The organism is Massilia putida (genome assembly GCF_001941825.1).
Lineage (GTDB): Bacteria > Pseudomonadota > Gammaproteobacteria > Burkholderiales > Burkholderiaceae_D > Telluria > Telluria putida.
In genome coordinates this window covers 2,212,833-2,229,405 of sequence record NZ_CP019038.1, presented here as the reverse complement: position 1 = coordinate 2,229,405, position 16,573 = coordinate 2,212,833, and the positions used below count along the sequence as shown (strand labels likewise).

The 16,573-nt window shown below is 67.9% G+C and carries 18 protein-coding genes; 8 read left to right on the top strand and 10 right to left on the bottom strand.

Translation table 11 applies throughout. The features are described 5' to 3' along the window. Positions 1–16: 16 nt before the first annotated feature. A complete protein-coding gene (locus BVG12_RS12205; RefSeq protein WP_075792617.1) occupies positions 17–490 on the bottom strand; it encodes a lipocalin-like domain-containing protein in 474 nt (157 codons plus the stop codon). A 94-nt stretch (positions 491–584) separates the two neighbouring features. Between BVG12_RS12205 and BVG12_RS12200 the strand changes: the two genes are divergently transcribed. The 3 genes from BVG12_RS12200 to BVG12_RS34020 all read left to right on the top strand — a co-directional run bounded on the left by BVG12_RS12200 (position 585) and on the right by BVG12_RS34020 (position 4,613). Then, on the top strand, positions 585–1,445 hold the full coding sequence (locus BVG12_RS12200; protein WP_075792616.1) for a LysR family transcriptional regulator: 861 nt from the start codon (positions 585–587) through the stop codon (positions 1,443–1,445). A gap of 219 nt (positions 1,446–1,664) precedes the next feature. Beyond that, complete coding sequence (gene ppc, locus BVG12_RS12195; RefSeq protein WP_075792615.1) at positions 1,665–4,412, top strand: phosphoenolpyruvate carboxylase; 2,748 nt, start codon at positions 1,665–1,667, stop codon at positions 4,410–4,412. 36 nt (positions 4,413–4,448) lie between these two features. Further along, the gene (locus BVG12_RS34020; protein ID WP_156895619.1) at positions 4,449–4,613 is read left to right on the top strand and encodes a hypothetical protein; all 165 of its coding nucleotides are present in this window, start codon (positions 4,449–4,451) and stop codon (positions 4,611–4,613) included. A gap of 114 nt (positions 4,614–4,727) precedes the next feature. On the opposite strand, the gene BVG12_RS35520 is transcribed toward BVG12_RS34020, so the two are convergent. Genes BVG12_RS35520 through BVG12_RS12185 form a run of 3 tightly spaced genes read right to left on the bottom strand, consistent with a single transcriptional unit; the run spans position 4,728 to position 5,877 of the window. Continuing rightward, on the bottom strand, positions 4,728–4,859 hold the full coding sequence (locus BVG12_RS35520) for a hypothetical protein (protein ID WP_267877481.1): 132 nt from the start codon (positions 4,857–4,859) through the stop codon (positions 4,728–4,730). A gap of 20 nt (positions 4,860–4,879) precedes the next feature. Beyond that, on the bottom strand, positions 4,880–5,170 hold the full coding sequence (locus BVG12_RS12190; protein ID WP_075792614.1) for a hypothetical protein: 291 nt from the start codon (positions 5,168–5,170) through the stop codon (positions 4,880–4,882). Continuing rightward, positions 5,167–5,877, bottom strand: a complete 711-nt coding sequence (locus BVG12_RS12185; RefSeq protein ID WP_075792613.1) for a S24 family peptidase — start codon at positions 5,875–5,877, stop codon at positions 5,167–5,169. The genes BVG12_RS12190 and BVG12_RS12185 overlap by 4 nt, the downstream gene beginning before the upstream one ends. 129 nt (positions 5,878–6,006) lie before the next feature. Between BVG12_RS12185 and BVG12_RS12180 the strand changes: the two genes are divergently transcribed. Continuing rightward, positions 6,007–6,219: a hypothetical protein gene (locus tag BVG12_RS12180; RefSeq protein WP_075792612.1), complete on the top strand. Its 213-nt coding sequence runs from the start codon at positions 6,007–6,009 to the stop codon at positions 6,217–6,219. Between the two features lie 222 nt (positions 6,220–6,441). After that, positions 6,442–8,322 (top strand): ATP-dependent zinc metalloprotease FtsH, encoded by a 1,881-nt coding sequence (ftsH, locus tag BVG12_RS12175; RefSeq protein ID WP_075796326.1) that lies wholly within the window; start codon positions 6,442–6,444, stop codon positions 8,320–8,322. Between the two features lie 29 nt (positions 8,323–8,351). On the opposite strand, the gene BVG12_RS12170 is transcribed toward ftsH, so the two are convergent. The 6 genes from BVG12_RS12170 to BVG12_RS12145 form a co-directional block, all read right to left on the bottom strand. After that, positions 8,352–9,473, bottom strand: a complete 1,122-nt coding sequence (locus BVG12_RS12170; protein WP_075792611.1) for a glycosyltransferase family 9 protein — start codon at positions 9,471–9,473, stop codon at positions 8,352–8,354. Further along, entirely contained in the window at positions 9,470–10,033 is a 564-nt protein-coding gene (locus BVG12_RS12165; protein WP_075792610.1) for a D-glycero-alpha-D-manno-heptose-1,7-bisphosphate 7-phosphatase, read from the bottom strand. Before BVG12_RS12165 ends, BVG12_RS12170 begins: the two co-directional genes overlap by 4 nt. After that, positions 10,030–10,800: an SDR family oxidoreductase gene (locus tag BVG12_RS12160; RefSeq protein WP_075792609.1), complete on the bottom strand. Its 771-nt coding sequence runs from the start codon at positions 10,798–10,800 to the stop codon at positions 10,030–10,032. Before BVG12_RS12160 ends, BVG12_RS12165 begins: the two co-directional genes overlap by 4 nt. Before the next feature lie 2 nt (positions 10,801–10,802). Beyond that, the gene (locus BVG12_RS12155) at positions 10,803–12,101 is read right to left on the bottom strand and encodes a glycosyltransferase (RefSeq protein WP_075792608.1); all 1,299 of its coding nucleotides are present in this window, start codon (positions 12,099–12,101) and stop codon (positions 10,803–10,805) included. 9 nt (positions 12,102–12,110) lie between these two features. Next, positions 12,111–13,103, bottom strand: coding sequence for a glycosyltransferase (locus BVG12_RS12150; RefSeq protein ID WP_075792607.1), 993 nt, complete (start codon positions 13,101–13,103; stop codon positions 12,111–12,113). A 200-nt stretch (positions 13,104–13,303) separates the two neighbouring features. Then, positions 13,304–14,257 carry a hypothetical protein gene (locus tag BVG12_RS12145; RefSeq protein ID WP_075792606.1) on the bottom strand — a complete coding sequence of 318 codons (954 nt, stop codon included), beginning with the start codon at positions 14,255–14,257 and terminating at the stop codon, positions 13,304–13,306. Between the two features lie 293 nt (positions 14,258–14,550). Here BVG12_RS12145 and BVG12_RS12140 point away from each other — a divergent pair, with 293 nt between their 5' ends. From BVG12_RS12140 to BVG12_RS12130, 3 genes are all read left to right on the top strand, one after another. Further along, positions 14,551–14,790 (top strand): KGG domain-containing protein, encoded by a 240-nt coding sequence (locus BVG12_RS12140; protein ID WP_056440301.1) that lies wholly within the window; start codon positions 14,551–14,553, stop codon positions 14,788–14,790. A gap of 154 nt (positions 14,791–14,944) precedes the next feature. Further along, positions 14,945–15,346, top strand: coding sequence for a hypothetical protein (locus tag BVG12_RS12135; protein ID WP_229503867.1), 402 nt, complete (start codon positions 14,945–14,947; stop codon positions 15,344–15,346). Positions 15,347–15,443: 97 nt separating this feature from the next. Then, complete coding sequence (locus tag BVG12_RS12130; RefSeq protein WP_075792605.1) at positions 15,444–16,568, top strand: M14 family metallopeptidase; 1,125 nt, start codon at positions 15,444–15,446, stop codon at positions 16,566–16,568. Positions 16,569–16,573: the final 5 nt, after the last annotated feature.

Genomic DNA, 16,573 nt, shown 5'->3' with positions numbered 1-16,573 from the left:
CCTGACGGGATCGCCCTCAAGGCATGCGGCGCCAGACCGAAATCGGAATCCCCCCATCCGGCCGCGCCGGCACCCGGTAACGCAATTCGTCGCCATGCAACTCGAAGCTCCGGCGCTGCACGGTCCCTTCCCAGTTGGGAAAGGACGCCGCTTCGATATGGAAAACGAGCTGACCGCCGTCCATCGCGACGGTGCCGTAGTGCGTGCTGGACCCGAGCACGGCGGCACGGAATTCGTCGCCCGTGCCGGCCGCCTTGTCCGGGGACGCGAAGCGCGGGCGCTCGGCCTTGAAGATCTGCAGCGTGTAGCGTCCTTGCGCGTCGATACAGAGGCGGCCCTTCGGCGCGGCGCCGTAATCGCGCTCGATGCTGCCGTCGGGACGCTGCACGTCGGCGGCGACGAGAGTCCAGGTTCCCGCCAGATCCGGCAAGGACGCGTGCACGGCGGGGGCGGCGCCGGCCAGCACCATGGCGGCGATCTGCTTGTTCATGTCGTTCTCCTTTCTGGTGAAAACGTCAGCGTAGCGGCGCAGGCACCTGAACGGAATTCCCGAAACGCGCACCTGTTCCGTGCATAATTGCACAATGCAGAATCCTGACTGGGACGACCTCCGCTTTTTCCTGGCGCTGTGCGAGGCGGGCACGTTGTCGGGCGCGGCGCGCGCGACGGGCGTGGAGCACACCACGGTGGCACGCCGCATCGACGCGCTCGAAACGGCGCTGGCCGTGCGCCTGTTCGACCGGTTTCCCAAGGGCTGGTCGCTGACGGCCGCCGGCACCGCCCTGGTGCCCCACGCGCGCAAGCTGGAAGACGACATGCACGCCTTGCTCAACGTGGCGCGCGGCGCGAGCGAGGTGGGGGGTGTCGTGCGCGTGTCGGCACCGCCTGCGCTGGCGGCCTGCCTGCTGGCGCCGCGCCTGCGGACGCCGCTGGCGCGTTTGCCTGGCGTCGAAATCGACTTGCGCGCCGAGGCACGCACGACGGACCTGATGCGGCGCCAGGCCGATATCGCGCTGCGTTTCGCGCGCCCGGCTGCGCCGGGCCTCGTGGCCAAGCTGCTGGCGCAAGTCGATTACGCGTTATACGCGCACGCGGACTATGCCGCGAGCCGTCTGCCCGCGCAGTGGGAATTCCTAGGGTATGATGAGCTGCAGAAGGATGCGCCGCAGCAGGAATGGCTGGACAAGGTGCGCGGTACCCGCCGCTACAGCGTGCGCTCGAACGACTTGCTGACGCTGCTGCAGGCGGCCGTTGCCGGCTGCGGCGTGGGCGTCTTTCCGCATTACGCCGCGGCGGGTGCGCCGGGGATGGTCGCATTGGATCCGCCGTGTCCCGTGCGCCGCAAACTCTGGCTGGTCATGCACGGCGACGTGCGCCGCTCCCCGCACGTGCGCGCGGTGGCCGACCAGATCGTCGCGATATTCGAACACGAGCAAGCAAAGTAACGCCGTTTCTCCATCTGTAGCATTTTTTCAACCATCGGCACCGAACTGGTCAATGTTCGTAGTAAAATTTCATAACATTGCATCTCATGCAGCGCCGCGCAGCCCGGACTGGCTGGTATATACAAGGTATATCCCTGCCGCCATAGTCCGGCTGGTGCTAATTTTGTAAATTATTTACATTTTGCGTCGACCACGGCGCATCGATCGGGAGAGCTTGGAATGAGCGTTGAAGAGGCACGGAACTTCAAGGAAGAGTTGCTGGGGCGGGACATCCGCCAGCTGGGCCGCATGTTGGGGGAAACGATCCGGGCCCAGGAGGGCGACGGCGTCTTCGACCGCATCGAATCGATCCGGAAAAGCAGCATCGGATTCCGGCGCGACCAGGACGGCAGCGCGCACGAGGAACTGGCCGCGATCCTCGCCGGCATCTCGTCCGATGAGCGCACGCAGCTGATCCGCGCCTTCACTTATTTCTCGCTGCTCGCGAACATCGCCGAAGACCAGCACCACATCCGCCGCAGCCGCGCGCACTTGTCCGCCGGGTCGGCGCCCAAGAAGGGCAGCATCGCGCATGCCGTCGGCGGCGTGTTCGACGCCGGCCGCATGGACGACCTGCCGGCCTTCTTCGACAATGCGCACATCAGCCCCGTGTTCACCGCGCACCCGACCGAAGTCCAGCGCAAGAGTGTCCTCAACTGCCAGATGGCGATCGCGCGCCTGATCGGCGAGCGTGACCGCACGCAGCTCACGCCCGACGAGGAACAGGACAATGACGAAGCCCTGGCGCGCGCGATCCTGACCTTGTGGCAGACCCGCCTGCTGCGCCCCGCCAAGCTGTCCGTGCTGGATGAAGTGGAAAACGGCCTGTCCTTCTTCGATTACACGATATTCAGGAGCCTGCCGCGCCTGTACTGCGCCCTCGAGGACACGCTGGCGCAGAAGGACGGCGCGTGGGCCGATACGGAACTGCCGTCGTTCATGAAGGTGGGCAGCTGGATCGGCGGCGACCGTGACGGCAACCCGTTCGTCACGGCCGACATCCTGCGCGCCACGCTCAAGGCGCAATCGACCCGCGCGCTGGATTTCTATCTGCCCGAGGTGCACACGCTGGCGTCGCAGCTGTCGCAGGCGCAGTCGCTGTGCGGCAGCACGGAGGCGTTGCGCCGCATCGCCGAACGCGCGCCGGACAACTCGCCGCACCACCAGGACGAGCCGTACCGCCAGGCGCTGCATGGCATGCATGCGCGCCTCGTGGCGACGCGCGACTGGCTCGTCTCCGATGCGTCCGAACGGGCGGCGTCGGCGTACACCAGCGCGGCCGAGCTGCTGGCCGACCTGGACGTGATCCGTGAATCGCTCGTCGCCAACGGCGCGCGCCAACTGGCCCGCGGCCGCCTGCGCACGCTGCGGCGTGCCGTGAAGGTATTCGGTTTCCACCTCGCGCCCGTCGACCTGCGCCAGAACTCCGACGTGCACGAGCGCGTGATCGCCGAACTGCTGGCGCAGGCGCGTCCCGGCGTCGATTACCTGGCGCTGGCGGAAGCCGATCGGTGCAAGGTCCTGCTGGACGAATTGCAGTCGCCGCGGCTGCTCGTCTCGCCGTTCGAAGACTATTCCGAAGAGACGGCATCCGAGCTGGCCATCCTGCGCGAGACGAAGCGCGCGCACCTGACCTACGGCCGCGACGCCGTCACGAACTACATCATCTCGAAGGCGGCGTCCGTCTCCGACCTGCTGGAAGTGGCCGTGCTGCTGAAGGAAGCTGGCCTGCTGCATCCGACGCTCGGCACGCTCGACGTCAACATCATTCCGCTGTTCGAGACGATCGACGACTTGCGCGCCGGCCCCGCGATCATGGCCGAGGCGTTCGGCCTGCCGCTGTACATGCGCCTGCTGCAGTCGCGCGACCGCCTGCAGGAAGTCATGCTGGGCTACTCGGACAGCAACAAGGACGGCGGTTACGTCACGTCCGGCTGGGAACTGCACAAGGCGGAACTGGAACTGATCGCCGTCTTCCGTGAACACGGCATCAAGCTGCAGCTGTTCCACGGCCGCGGCGGTTCGGTGGGACGCGGCGGCGGCCCGAGCTACGAAGCGATCCTGGCGCAGCCGCCGGGCGCCGTGCAGGGCCGCATCCGCCTGACGGAGCAGGGCGAAGTCATCACGGCAAAATATGCGAACGCCGAGGTCGGCCGCCGCAACCTGGAAGTGCTCGTCGCGGCGACGATGGAAGCGACGCTGCTGTCGCACGCGCAGCCGCAGCCGGACGCGGAGCAGGTGGCCGCGATGGACCGCCTGTCCACGGAAGCCCTGCGCGCGTACCGGTCGCTCGTGTACGAAACGGACGGTTTCGAAACCTATTTCTGGGAGTCGACCGTCATTTCGGAAATCGCGGGCCTGAACATCGGCAGCCGTCCGGCGTCGCGCAAGAAGTCGCGTTCGATCGAAGACCTGCGCGCGATTCCCTGGGTCTTCAGCTGGGCCCAGTGCCGCCTGATGCTGCCGGGCTGGTACGGTTTCGGCACGGCGGTGGAACGCTTCGTCGCGGACGCGCCGGCCGAGCGCCTCGCGCTGCTGCGCAAGATGTACAAGGAGTGGCCGTTCTTCACGACGCTGCTGTCGAACATGGACATGGTGCTGGCCAAGAGCGACATCGCGATCGCCAGCCGCTACGCCGAGCTGGTGGGCGATGCGGCGCTGCGCGACCGGATCTTCGGCAGCATCAGCGCCGAACACGCGCGCACGGTGGCCATCCTCAAGCGGATCATGGAACAGGACGAGCTGCTGGACGGGAACCCGCAGATGCAGCGCTCGTTGCGTAACCGCTTGCCGTATATCGACCCGCTGAACCACCTGCAGGTCGAGCTGCTGCGCCGCTACCGGGCCGGCACGGACGACGACGCGACCCGCAGCGGCCTGCACATGTCGATCAACGGCATTTCGGCCGGCTTGAGGAACAGCGGCTGATCGCGCGATGACTTCGACCGCGTCGGCATCGAGACCGTGTGCCGGTGCATCGGCTCCTCGTTCCGCGAGCCGCGCCACGGGTCGCGCGCCTTCGCCGGCCGGTTTCCGGCCCGCGGCAACTGGGCGGATGCGGGCGACATCGCCAGCGTGTACCGGGGCGGGCCGTTCCTGACGGCGGGACGGCTCTACGAAGACGGATAGTCGCATGGCGGCGCGTCCGTGAAAATGCGGCCGCGTTCGTGGCCGGCCCGAACCCGTGGCCGCCGCCGTCCCCGGCGGCAACGAGGGCACGCGGGCGCAAGCCCGCAGGGAACCTCAGAACTTCAGGTCGAGGCGCACGCTGAAATAGCGGAAGACGTCGCGCGGCGGCACCCAGCTGTCGACGGTAAGCGCCGGCGAGGTCGACGTCGGACCGGCACGTACGCAGAAAATCGTTTTCGCAGTCACGGAGTCCGTCCCCTCGTTGGCTAGAATGGTGGCGGCTCGTCCGGCGGCATCGGCGGAACGTCGAGGTCGATCATGGTGCGCTGCAGCGGCGTGAGATCCGCGCCGTCGACGAGCGCCTGCGCCTGGAACGCCGCATGCGCCCGCACGCCATGTTTTTGCACCGACACGAGCATCACGGGCACGGTGGGGAAGTGGGGACGCAGGCGCTCCAGCAGGACGTCGCCGACGCCGGGCGCGACCCAGGCCGGCGGCGGAAAGGCCAGCGCGACGCGCACGCCTTTCAGCTCGGCGAGCGCGACCTCGAGTTTCATATGCGGTCGCTTTCCTTGCGCACGACGCGCCCGAGCACGATGCAGGCGTTACCCTGGCACAGCTTGCGGTGGTATTTGCGCTGGTCCGGATTGTCCGAGGTGAGCCACCACTTGCCGGCGTCGCGCGTCAGACGCTTCACGACGGCTTCGCCTTCGTAGTTGAACGCATACACGGCGCCGTCCACGAGTTTGGTGTCGAGCGTGTTGATAATGACGATGTCGCCCGCGTACAGCGACGGCTCCATGCTTTCACCCTTGACGAGGATGGCGATCAGGTGATCGGGATGGTAGTTGTGCCGCTCGATCCACGTGCGGCGCATGCCGAGCGTGCCGCCGTCGCGGCGTTCCGGCTCGGTCTGGAAACCGGTGATCCCGGCCGACAGCCGCAGCTTGACCATGCGGATCTGGACGAGTTCCGAATCGTCGTTGTCGAGCGCGCGCACCGGCATGCCGTCCTTGAGGCGGTGGAAGGGCGCCTGGCGCGGATCGCCCTCGCCGGTCATCAGCCAGATGTGTGAAAACCCGAGTTCGCGTTCCAGGTTCAGCGCGTAGCGGATATCCATCGACTTGATCTTCCCCGTCAGCCACTGGTTCACCACGCTCTTCGAGGCGCCCGAGGCTTTTACGAGACCCGTCTGGCCGCGTTCGCCTTCCAGTTGCGGCATGTTGCGGTAAATGTGGTCGAGGCGGTCGGATAAGAGGTTCATGTTTAGTGTCCTAAACTCGGCTTAAGTTTAGCGTTCTTGACGTTGATCAGTTTAGAGTTCTATACTCTACGCCACTTGCCGGGTGTTGTGAAGGGGTGGACGGCGAGACGTCGAGGGGGGAGAAAAGCTATGAGCAGACCAGGTATCTTGGGGGTGGCCAGCTACGTCGCCGGTATGGCGTCGATTGGCGCGTCGTTGACCCTGGCGGATGTCGGAACGGCTGTCGGTATCGCGACCGCCGTGCTGACCTGCCTGACCAATACGGTGTACACCTACCGCCGCGACCGGCGGGAACAGCGCGAGTGCGATGCACGGCTCGCGCAGCTGGAACGGCCATCGTAAGCGCGCACTGTTGATTCAAAACGAAGTCATAGGAGAGTAATCTGTCAGACAGTGGTCTGATGGTTGCGCGCTCAAGATGCTCGACGGCATGCCGGTCGAGCGGCGCGAGGAGGCAACGTGAACGATATGTCCGATAGGAGGGATACGCCGCGCGGCATCGATCCGGGCGGCGGCGATGGGCCGAACAAGGCGCCGAACAACGGCAGCCCGTCGCTCCGCCCCATGCTGTGGTACTGGCTGTTCGCCATCGTCCTGTTCATGCTGTTCCAATCGGTGACGGACTTCATGACGACGTCGCCGCTGGCGTACAGCGAATTCAAGCAGCTGCTGCATGGCGGCAAGGTGAACGAGGTCACGGTGGGGGAGACGAGCGTGTCCGGCACCCTCAAGGCCGGCGGGCTCGATGCGATCCTGCCGCGCGAACGCGCCGAGTCGGTCAAGTGCAATGCGGACGGGTTGTGTCCGTTCAATACCGTGCGCGTGACCGACCCTGACCTCGTCAAGGACCTCGACGCGGCGCACGTCCGCTATGTCGGCCAGCAGCACAGCGAATGGATGAGCATGCTGGTGTCGTGGGCGCTGCCGCTGCTGCTGTTGTTCTGGATGTGGGGCGGGCTGGCCAGGCGGGGCGGCGTTGCCGCCGGGCTGTTTGATGTGGGCAAGAGCCGGGCCCGGGTCTATATGCAGAGCAAGACCGGCGTGAGTTTCAACGACGTGGCCGGCATCGACGAGGCGCGCGACGAGCTGATGGAGATCGTCGAGTTTCTCAAGAATCCGCAACGCTACCGGCGGCTTGGCGGACGCATCCCGAAAGGCGTGCTGATCGTCGGACCGCCCGGCACCGGCAAGACCTTGCTGGCCAGGGCGGTGGCGGGCGAGGCCGGGGTGCCGTTCTTTTCGATCAGCGGCTCGGAATTCGTCGAGATGTTCGTCGGCGTCGGCGCGGCCCGCGTGCGCGACCTGTTCGTGCAGGCGCAGAAGGTGGCGCCCTGCATCATCTTCATCGACGAGCTCGACGCATTGGGCCGCGCGCGCGGCGTGACGGGCGTCGTCGGCGGCTACAACGAGCAGGAGCAGACGCTCAACCAGCTGCTCGTCGAGATGGACGGCTTCGACACGAACAAGGGCGTCATCATCCTCGGCGCCACCAACCGTCCCGAGATCCTCGATCCGGCCCTGCTGCGTCCCGGCCGCTTCGACCGTCACATCGCGCTCGACCGGCCGGATCTCAAGGGCCGCCAGAAGATCCTGCAGGTGCATGCCCGCCAGGTCAGTCTGGCGCCGGACGTGGACCTGGCGGCCGTGGCCGCCAAGACGCCCGGCCTCGCGGGCGCCGACCTGGCCAACCTGATCAACGAAGCCGCCTTGCTGGCCGCGCGGCGCGGCAAGGAACGGGTCGAGCGGAGCGACCTCGACGAGGCCGTCGACCGCGTCATCGCCGGCATGGAAAAACGCTCGCGCCTGATCAATCCGATGGAAAAGGAAACGGTGGCCTTCCACGAAGCCGGGCACGCCGTCACGGCGGAGTTCCGCGCGCTCGCCGACCGGGTGGCCAAGGTGTCGATCATCCCGCGAGGCATCGCCGCGCTCGGCTACACGCAGCAGCTGCCGACCGAGGACCGCTATCTGCTCAAGAAGAGCGAATTGCTGGACCGATTGGATGTGTTCCTCGGCGGAAGAGTCGCCGAAGAAATTGTGTTCGGCGACCTGTCGACAGGGGCGCAGAACGATCTGCAGATGGCGACGGAGCTGGCGCGCCACATGGTCGCGCACTACGGCATGAGCGAACGCCTCGGCCTGGCGACCTTCGAACAGCCGCCCAGCGCGCCCTATGTGGCGTCGGGACAGAGCACGGCGTACAGCGAACGCACGGCGCGCCTCATCGATGCGGAGATCGCGCGGCTGCTCGACGAAGCCCATCAGCGCGTGCGGACCACTTTGCGCGAGCAGCGCGCGCTGCTGGATGCGCTTGCGCGCCAGCTGCTCGACCACGAGACCGTCGAGCGCGACGCGCTGCAGGCGCTCGTGCGCGCCTACGCGGCCGGCGCATCGGAGCCGGGTGCGAAGATGCCTCAGTCTGCGGCGGCGCAGGCGGGGCGGTGAGTCGACAAGCGGCATCGGCACATCTCCGTTCATGTGGGCACGGACGCGTCCGGCGCTTCGGCCGGCAATCCGGGCGCAGCCGGCCGCGCCGCATCGAGCAGCTCGTGCACGGCATCGACGACGCGCTGCGGGTCGACGCCGGTCAGGCAGGCTTGATGGCCTTGCGGGCACGTGCTCTTGTAGCAGAAGCGGCACGGTACGTCGTGGAACAGGACGCGGTTGCGCACGTGCCAGGGCGTGTGCTGCGGATTGGTGAGCGCGTACAGGTCGACGACGGGTGTGCCCACCGCGGCCGCCATGTGCGCCGGCCCGGTGTTGTTGGTGACGACGACGGCCGCCAGCCGCAGCGCCGCGCCCAGTTCGCCCAGCGACAGGCGTCCCGCGAGCGAGATGGCCGGCACGGCGCTGGCGGACTGGATGGCGTCGACCAGTTCCGCTTCCGCCGCGCTGCCCGTGAGCACCACGGGCACCTGCGGATCGTCCGCCAGCAGGCGCAGCACCTGTGACCAGTGGGCGGGCGGATAGCGGCGCGACGCGGCGCTCGCGCCCGGGTGCAGCAGGATCCACGGCCGGTCCGGGGCGATGCCGGCCGCGGACAGGCGCGTCCGCGCCGCCGCAAAGTCGGCAGGACGGGGAACGAACGACAGCCCCGGTTCGGCGCTGCGGCATCCGGCCCGTTGCACGAGGGCCAGCTGGCGCTGGACTTCATGGCGCACGAGGGGCGCCGGCTCCGGATCGGGAATCCAGTCGGTCAGCAGGTCGTAGGGGTTTTCGCGGCAATGGGCCAGCCGCAGCGGGATCCCGGCCAGCTGGCACAGCAGCGCCGCCGGCAGTGCGCTCTGGGTGTAGGTCGTGAAGATCACGGCGGCGTCGAAGGCGCGTGCGGCGAGCGTGGCGATCAGCGCCGGACCGCTGGCGTGCGCACGCGGGGCCGTGGCCTTCGTCCATGGCGCTTCCCACGCGATGGCATCGTCCAGTTCCGGGATGAACGGCAGCGCCGCGACGCCGGACGGGGAGCCCAGCAAGGTCAGCGTGCGTCCCGGCACGGCCCGGCGCAGCGCGCGCATGGCGGGCGTGCACATCAGCACGTCGCCGAGCGAGTCGAGGCGCACGCACAGGATGCGCCGGGCCGATTGCCAGGGGGCGCTCATGCGGCGTCCCCATGGCCGGCGATCAGCACGGCGGCCGAATACAGGTCGGGCGCCATGCGCGTCGGCACGCGGCGCGGGCCTAGCCGCCACTCCGTCTCGTTGCCGTTGTCGATGAGGATGGTGCGGCAGCCGGCGCGGTTGCCGGCCTCGACGTCGTGCAGGATGTCGCCCACCATCCACGACGCGCGCAAGTCGATGCCGTGGTCGTGCGCGGCCTTCAGCAACAGGCCCGGCAGCGGCTTGCGGCAGTGGCATTCGGCGGCCCAGGGCGCGACCGTCCCTTCCGGGTGGTGCGGGCAAAAATAAAAGCCGTCGAGCGCCAGCTGTTCGTCCAGCAGCAGTTCCCGCAGGCGCGCGCTGACGACGTCCATCGCGGCCGCGGCGAAGCGTCCGAACGCGATGCCGGGCTGGTTCGTGACGACGAACAACCGGTAGCCGAGCCGCATCAGCAGGCGCAGTGCCGGGCCCGCGCCGCGGCACAGGACGATGTGCTCGGGCTCGACGTTGTGGGGTACATCGTCGACGAGCGTCCCGTCCTTGTCGAGGAATACGGCTTTCATGGCCACGAGGTTTCACGCACGGGCAGGACGGTCAGTTCCGCGATCACGCTGTCGCGCGGCAGCAGCAGCGCGTGCCGGATCGCCAGGGCGACGCTGGCAGGGTCCTGCAGCAGCGCCGGATCGAGGTCGGGGAAGCGGTCGAGCAGGAACGGCGTGCGCATGCCGCCCGCGATGACGGCCGTGACGCGGATGCCCAGCGGGCGCAGCTCGGCGTGCAGCGCGTGCGACAGCCCGAGCAGGCCCCATTTGCTGGCGTGGTAGGCGCTCGCGTTCGGCCAGGCGCGCTTGGCCGCCGTGGAGGCGACGTTGACGATGTCGCCTCCACCCTGACTGCGCATCTGCGCGGCCGCGTGCTTGGCCAGCAGGAACGGGCCGTTCAGGTTGGTGTTGATGACACGCAGCCAGTCTTGTTCCGACAGCTCGGACAGGGGCAGCGTGACGTCGGTGCCGGCGTTGTTGACGAGGATGTCGAGCCGGCCCATCGCCGCGACGCAGTGACCGATGGCGGCGCGCGCGGCCTCCGGGTCGCCGACGTCGAGGGCCAGCGCGCCCGCGCGCACGCCGTGATCGAGCAGCGCCGGCATGCCCGCCTGCAGCGCATCGGCGCGGATGTCGGCGGCCATGACGTCGCATCCGTCGGCGGCCAGCATGGCGGCCAGCGCGGCGCCGAGCCCGCTGGCGGCGCCTGTCACGAGCGCGACCTTGCCGTGCAGGCTGCGTTGCGCGTGGGGCGGTCGGGTTGGCGCGGAGGCATTGAGATCGGACATGCTTACTCCTGGGGTTGGGTCAGGTCGATGGGGACCGTGGCGCGGACGTCGGCGAGGACGGCGGCGTAGATGTCGGCCACCTGCCGGGCGACGGTGCGCCACGTGTAATGGCGGTAGGCGCGGCGCAGGCCGGCCTCGCCCATGGTGCGCGCCAGCAGGCGGTCGCGCTGCAGGTGCGCCAGGCGCGCCGCCAGCGTGTGCGGGTCGCGCGCGGGCACGAGAAAGCCGGTGGCGCCGTCCACGACGGTGCTCTTGATGCCGCCCACGTCGGCGCCGATGACGGGGCGCGCGCAGGCCATCGCTTCGACGGGCGTGATGCCGAAGGGTTCGTACCAGGGCGTCGTGACGAACACGTCGGCCGCGCCATACCAGAGCCGCAGCGCGGCGCGCGGCTGCTGGCCCGCGAAGCGCACGTGCGCGGCGATGCCCAGCGCGTGGGCAAGGGCGTGCAGCCGGGCCAGTTCCACGCCGTCGCGCCCGCCGGGCTGCGCGTCGCCGCCGACCACGAGCAGTTCCGCGTCGACGCCGTGCACGCCGCGCAGCAGCGCGACGGCTTCGATTACCGTGTCGACGCCCTTGCGCGGCACCATGCGCCCCAGCTGCAGCACGGTGAAGCGCGCGGGCGCCAGCGCCAGTGCGGCCCTGGCCTCGGCGCGCGGCACGGGCCACAGCTCGTCGGGGTCGAAGCCGCACGGGGCGATGGCGATGCGTTCGCTGCTGGCGTCGTACAGGCGTTCCATGTCGTGCCGGTCCTGCGGGCATTCCGCGATGATGCGGTCGGCGTGCCGCATCAGGTCGGTCTCGATGCGCGCGCGCGCGGGCGGAAAGGCGTCGGCCGGGCCCTGGGCCAGGCGGCGTACCCGGCCGAGCGCGTGGAAGGTGATCACGAACGGCAGGCCCAGCGCCTGCTTGAGGTGCCGGGCGACCATGCCGGACATGAAGAAGTTCGCGTGCACGATGTCGTACGGGGCCGGTTGATGGCGGGCGAAGCGCGCGGTGAAGCGGCAGAAGGACTGGATGTGCGGCAGCATCTGCTCCTTCGGGACGTAGTGAGCCGGGCCGGCCGGCACGTGGATCACGCGCAGGTTCTCGCGCCACTGCACCAGCTGCTTCTGCTTGACCGCGTCGCGCCGCGTGAAGACGTCGACGAGGTGGCCGGCCAGGGCCAGCTCGCGCGCGAGGTGGGCGACGTAGACGTTCTGGCCGCCGCAGTCGATGCTGCCCGGCGCCGCGAGCGGCGACGCATGGTCGCTGATGAGCGCGATGCGGTGGCGGGCGGCCGGCTGGTCGTCGAGTTTCATGGCGGCGGGTCAGCTGGTCGCGGTGCGCAGCGCGGCATCCCAGTCGGCGCTGAAGCGGGCGATGGCAAAGCGTTCGCGGGCGCGCCGTCGTGCCGCCTCGCCCAGGCTGCGCGCCAGGCCGGCGTCGGCGAGCAGCGCGCGCATGGCGATGGCCAGCTGGCGCGCGTCGGTCACGGCGAAGCCCGAGACGCCGTGTTCGATCACGGTGGCCATTTCGGCCGTGGCGAGCGCGACCACGGGCATGCCGATCATCATGGCTTCGATCACGGACAGGCTGAGGCTGGAATAGCGGACCGGCGAGAACAGGAAGCGGTAGGCGGCGGCGAACGCGGGCAGTTTTGGATGGTCGACTTCGCCCAGGCCGCCCAGTTCCGTCGCACCCATGCCCACGAGGTCGAGGGGCAGCTCCGCGCGCAGCCGCGTGAACAGGTCGGCGCCCATGCGCCGGCCGCGCCGCGCCAGGTGGTTCGTGATCACGAGGCCCCGTTCCACGTCGCCGCGCCAGCGCACGGACTCCGGCACGGCGACGCCGTGCTCGATGACGCGCGTGGGCGTGCGGCCGCTGTCCCACATCAGGTCGTTGAACGGCGTGACGTGCACGAGCAGCACGGCGGGATCGTCGACAGGATGGCGCATGTCGGTCGGCCATTGCGGCCGGCGCGCGTCGTCGACGGCGGATGGGACGTCTGCGGCGGGCAGGCCGGGCGGATCGTGCTCGAGATAGATGCGCGGCAGCGCGCGCTGGGCCGGCGTCAGGAGTTCGTACTGGTCGCGTTCCCAGTGATGGTCCTCCTGGAACAGGATGCAGTCGAATTCACGGGTGCGCGCCTGGTCGGCGGGCAGGTCGTGCACGTTCGGGCCGAACGGGAACGGGCCGCAGCGGCCGCCGTAGCCGGGCGGCCGCCCCGGCTTGGCCAGCACGTGGAACTCGTGCGGCGCATGTGCCAGGTAGTACAGATAGCTGCCATGCGTGTGCCAGGTCAGGACGTTCAGGCGGCGCATGACGCCTCCCCGGCCCGCGCGGCGGCGCACATTCGGCGTGCAATCCTGTTCTGGTTCGGCATGGTCCGCTCGCGATCTGACGATGTGTCAGGTTCGACCGCGAGGGAAATGGCTGGGTTCCGGAACCAGTCCGGTGCTTGAATCTGGATCAAGCGGGGAGGCAACGCCGGCCCGCGCAAGGGGCCGGCGCGCAGCGGGACTCAGGGCTTGCTTTTGAAGCCCGTGTCGTCGTCCATGTTGTCGTCGCCGTGCAGCTTGTTGGAAAAGCCCGGGCTGCGCGGATAGCCGCCGGCGGCGTCGTTCGACTTGTGCACCGCCGGGCCGCCGGCCGACGCCGTGGAGCCGGTCTGCGAGCCCTGGCGGTCCGTGCTGTCGGCGCCCGTGTTGCCCGGCGAGCGCGGCAGGCCGCCGGCGACATCGTTCGACTTGTGCACGCCGCCGTAGTCCGATTCCTGGTTGGCCATCGACCGCGAGCCGGCCACGTCCAGCTGCGTGTTGCCGCGCTGGGCTTCGTGGCCGCCGGCGGCGCCCGGTCCCGGCATGCCGCCGCCCTGCGTCGACGGCGATGCGCCGGACTGGCGGTTGCCCATCGAGCCGCCCGGCGGCTGCGCGGGCAGTGCGCTGCGCGGGCCGTGCATGCCGCCGCCTTGGGTATGCGTGGAGGCCTGCAGATTGCCGCGCGAATCGGAGAGCGAGCCGCCCTGCAGGTCGGGCTGGGCGGCGCTTTGCGACGGCAGGTTGCCGCGCACGACGTCGCGGTGCATGTCCCGTTCCCGGTTCAGATCGACGCCGGAGTCTTTCGGACGGTGCCCGACGGGCTGTTCCAGCAAGCCGTAGGCGCCGGATTTCTGTTCCATCTGGCGCTGGTGGCTGTCGGTGATGCCTTGCACGGGGCCGGAGCCGCCGTTGATCTGGTTTTCCATCGAGCCGCCGGGGATGCCGGCATCCTCGCCGTATTCGCGGCCGCCGCTGCCGCTCTGGCTACCCATGATGTCGCGCTGCTGGTTGCCCTGTTGCACGCCGGGGCCGCGCGGATAAGTGTGGTCGAGCGGCTGGCCGCGGTCGGCGCTGGCGCCCTCGGACCCGGGCGTCCATTTTTCGTTGGCGCCGTTGTTCGTCTGGTTGTTCGCTTCGCTGCGTTGGTTCGCGTCCATGGTCGTCTCCTTTCGATCTGGAACCGGGATGATGCGCGTTCCCGGTGGACTTCAGTATAGGAAGACGTTGCGGGTATATGTAGGACGATTACCGACGAGTTATTTACAACCGGAAGTAGAGTTTCGATGATGCATTTTCTGTCTCACATTGTCCTACAAAGTCATCTGAAATGCTCCTATAGTCTCATCCAATTGGCATGCCTAAGATGTTTTCCGACCGAGCGCTCATCCGACAGCATCGGCAGGCCTGCCGCAGGACGCGGCGGTTTCAACTGCAACGAGGAGAGATCATCATGGCATCCAGCAATCAAGGCAACAAACAGAGTGGCGGTACGAAGAACCGAGGTTTCGCATCGATGGATCCGGAGCGTCAGCGCCAGATCGCCAGCGAAGGCGGCAAGGCCGCTCACCAGAAAGGCACCGCGCACGAGTTCACCTCGGAAGAGGCTCGTCGCGCAGGCAGCATGAGCCATGGGAACCGCCAGTCGGCTTCCGGCTCGTCGCGCAGCTCGTCCAAGGGCAACAAGCAGTAATTCCGTGCAGGCGGGACGGTGGCGGCACCGTCCCGCCGTCCACGAATCCACACGGGGAGCGCAGGCTCCCCGTTTTGCATTTCTTTAACACAATTCTCAAATGGGATGGGGTAGAATCCCCGGGCTTTCAATCACTCAGCCATAGGAATTCGTCGTGAAATCTGCGGTCATCCGTCAAGTCAAGAGCATGTCCATGTCGTGCGACCGGGTCGGCAACCTCCTGCTGACCAAATTCTCCGCACACGGCGCGAGCGACGTCGCCATCTTCGTGCCGGCATCGATCGTGTTCTGGCTCCTCAAGCACCTGCCGGTCAACCAGGACCCGGCCCTGCAGCCGCCGCCGGCCGGGCCGACGATCACCCAGTGGGACTGGGACAGCCCGAACATCCCGCGCGCGTTCACCGTGCAGTGCAAGGTCTTGCCGGGCAAGATCAGCATGACGTACAACCTCGACCGCAAACCGGACCTCACCGTCGTCCTCGACCGCAGCAACGTCGAGCTGATGCGCCAGATCATGCTGGCCTACAGCAAGGATTTGATCGACCTCGACGCATGACCGGCAACTAAGCGCGGACCGCGGCCGCCCGTTTGTGGCCGGCGGGCGTGGGCTCGGCTATCATTCCTGCTTTGAACGATTTTCGAGGAACCAGCCCATGTCCATCAAGATCAGCCAGCTGTTCGATTCCGGTGCGATCGACGTCGTCCAGGCCACCGACCCGCGCCAGATCGATCTCAAGCTGCGCAAGGATTCTCACGCCGACATCCACCAGTGGTTCCACTTCCGCCTGCAGGGCGCGCGCGGCAAGGCTTGCACGATCCGCTTCCTGAACGCGGGGCAGGCGACGTATCCCAAGGGCTTCGAGGGCTACCAGGTGGCGGCCAGCTACGACACCGAGAACTGGTTCCGCGTGCCGACCTCGTTCGACGGCCAGGTCATGACCGTCAACCACACGCCCGAGCTGGACAGCATCTATTACGCTTATTTCGAGCCCTACACCTGGGAGCGCCACCTGCGTCTGCTCGGTGAAGTGGCCGAGAATCCGGTCGCGCGCGTGCACGACATCGGCACGACCGTCGACGGCCGCGACATGAACCTGGTCGTGGTCGGCAATCCGCAGGCCGAGAAGAAGATCTGGGTGATCGCGCGCCAGCATCCGGGCGAGACGATGGCCGAGTGGTTCGTCGAAGGCATGATGGATGCGCTGCTCGACAATTCGAATCCGATCTCGCGCAAGCTGCTGCAGCGCGCCGTCTTCTACATCGTGCCGAACATGAACCCGGACGGTTCCGTCCGCGGCAACCTGCGCACGAATGCCGCGGGCGCCAACCTGAACCGCGAGTGGATGACGCCGTCGCCCGAGCGCAGCCCGGAAGTGCTGTGCGTGAAGAACAAGATCCACGAGACGGGCGTCGACATGTTCTTCGACATCCACGGCGACGAGGCGCTGCCCTATAACTTCGTGGCCGGCAGCGAGATGCTGGAAGACTTTACGCCGGAGCGCCTGGCCGCCCAGAACGCGTTCATCGAGCGCTACATGGCGTCCAGCCCGGACTTCCAGAACGTCTACGGCTATGCCGCGAGCAAGTATAACGAGGAACTGCTGACCCTGGCCTCGAAGTATATCGGGCACACGTTCAAATGCCTGTCGCTGACCTTGGAGATGCCGTTCAAGGACAACGCCAACCTGCCCGACCCGTACGTCGGCTGGAACGGCGCCCGCAGCGCCGCGCTCGGTGCAGCGATGCTGCAGCCGATCCTGCAATCGCTGGACGACTGAAAGGA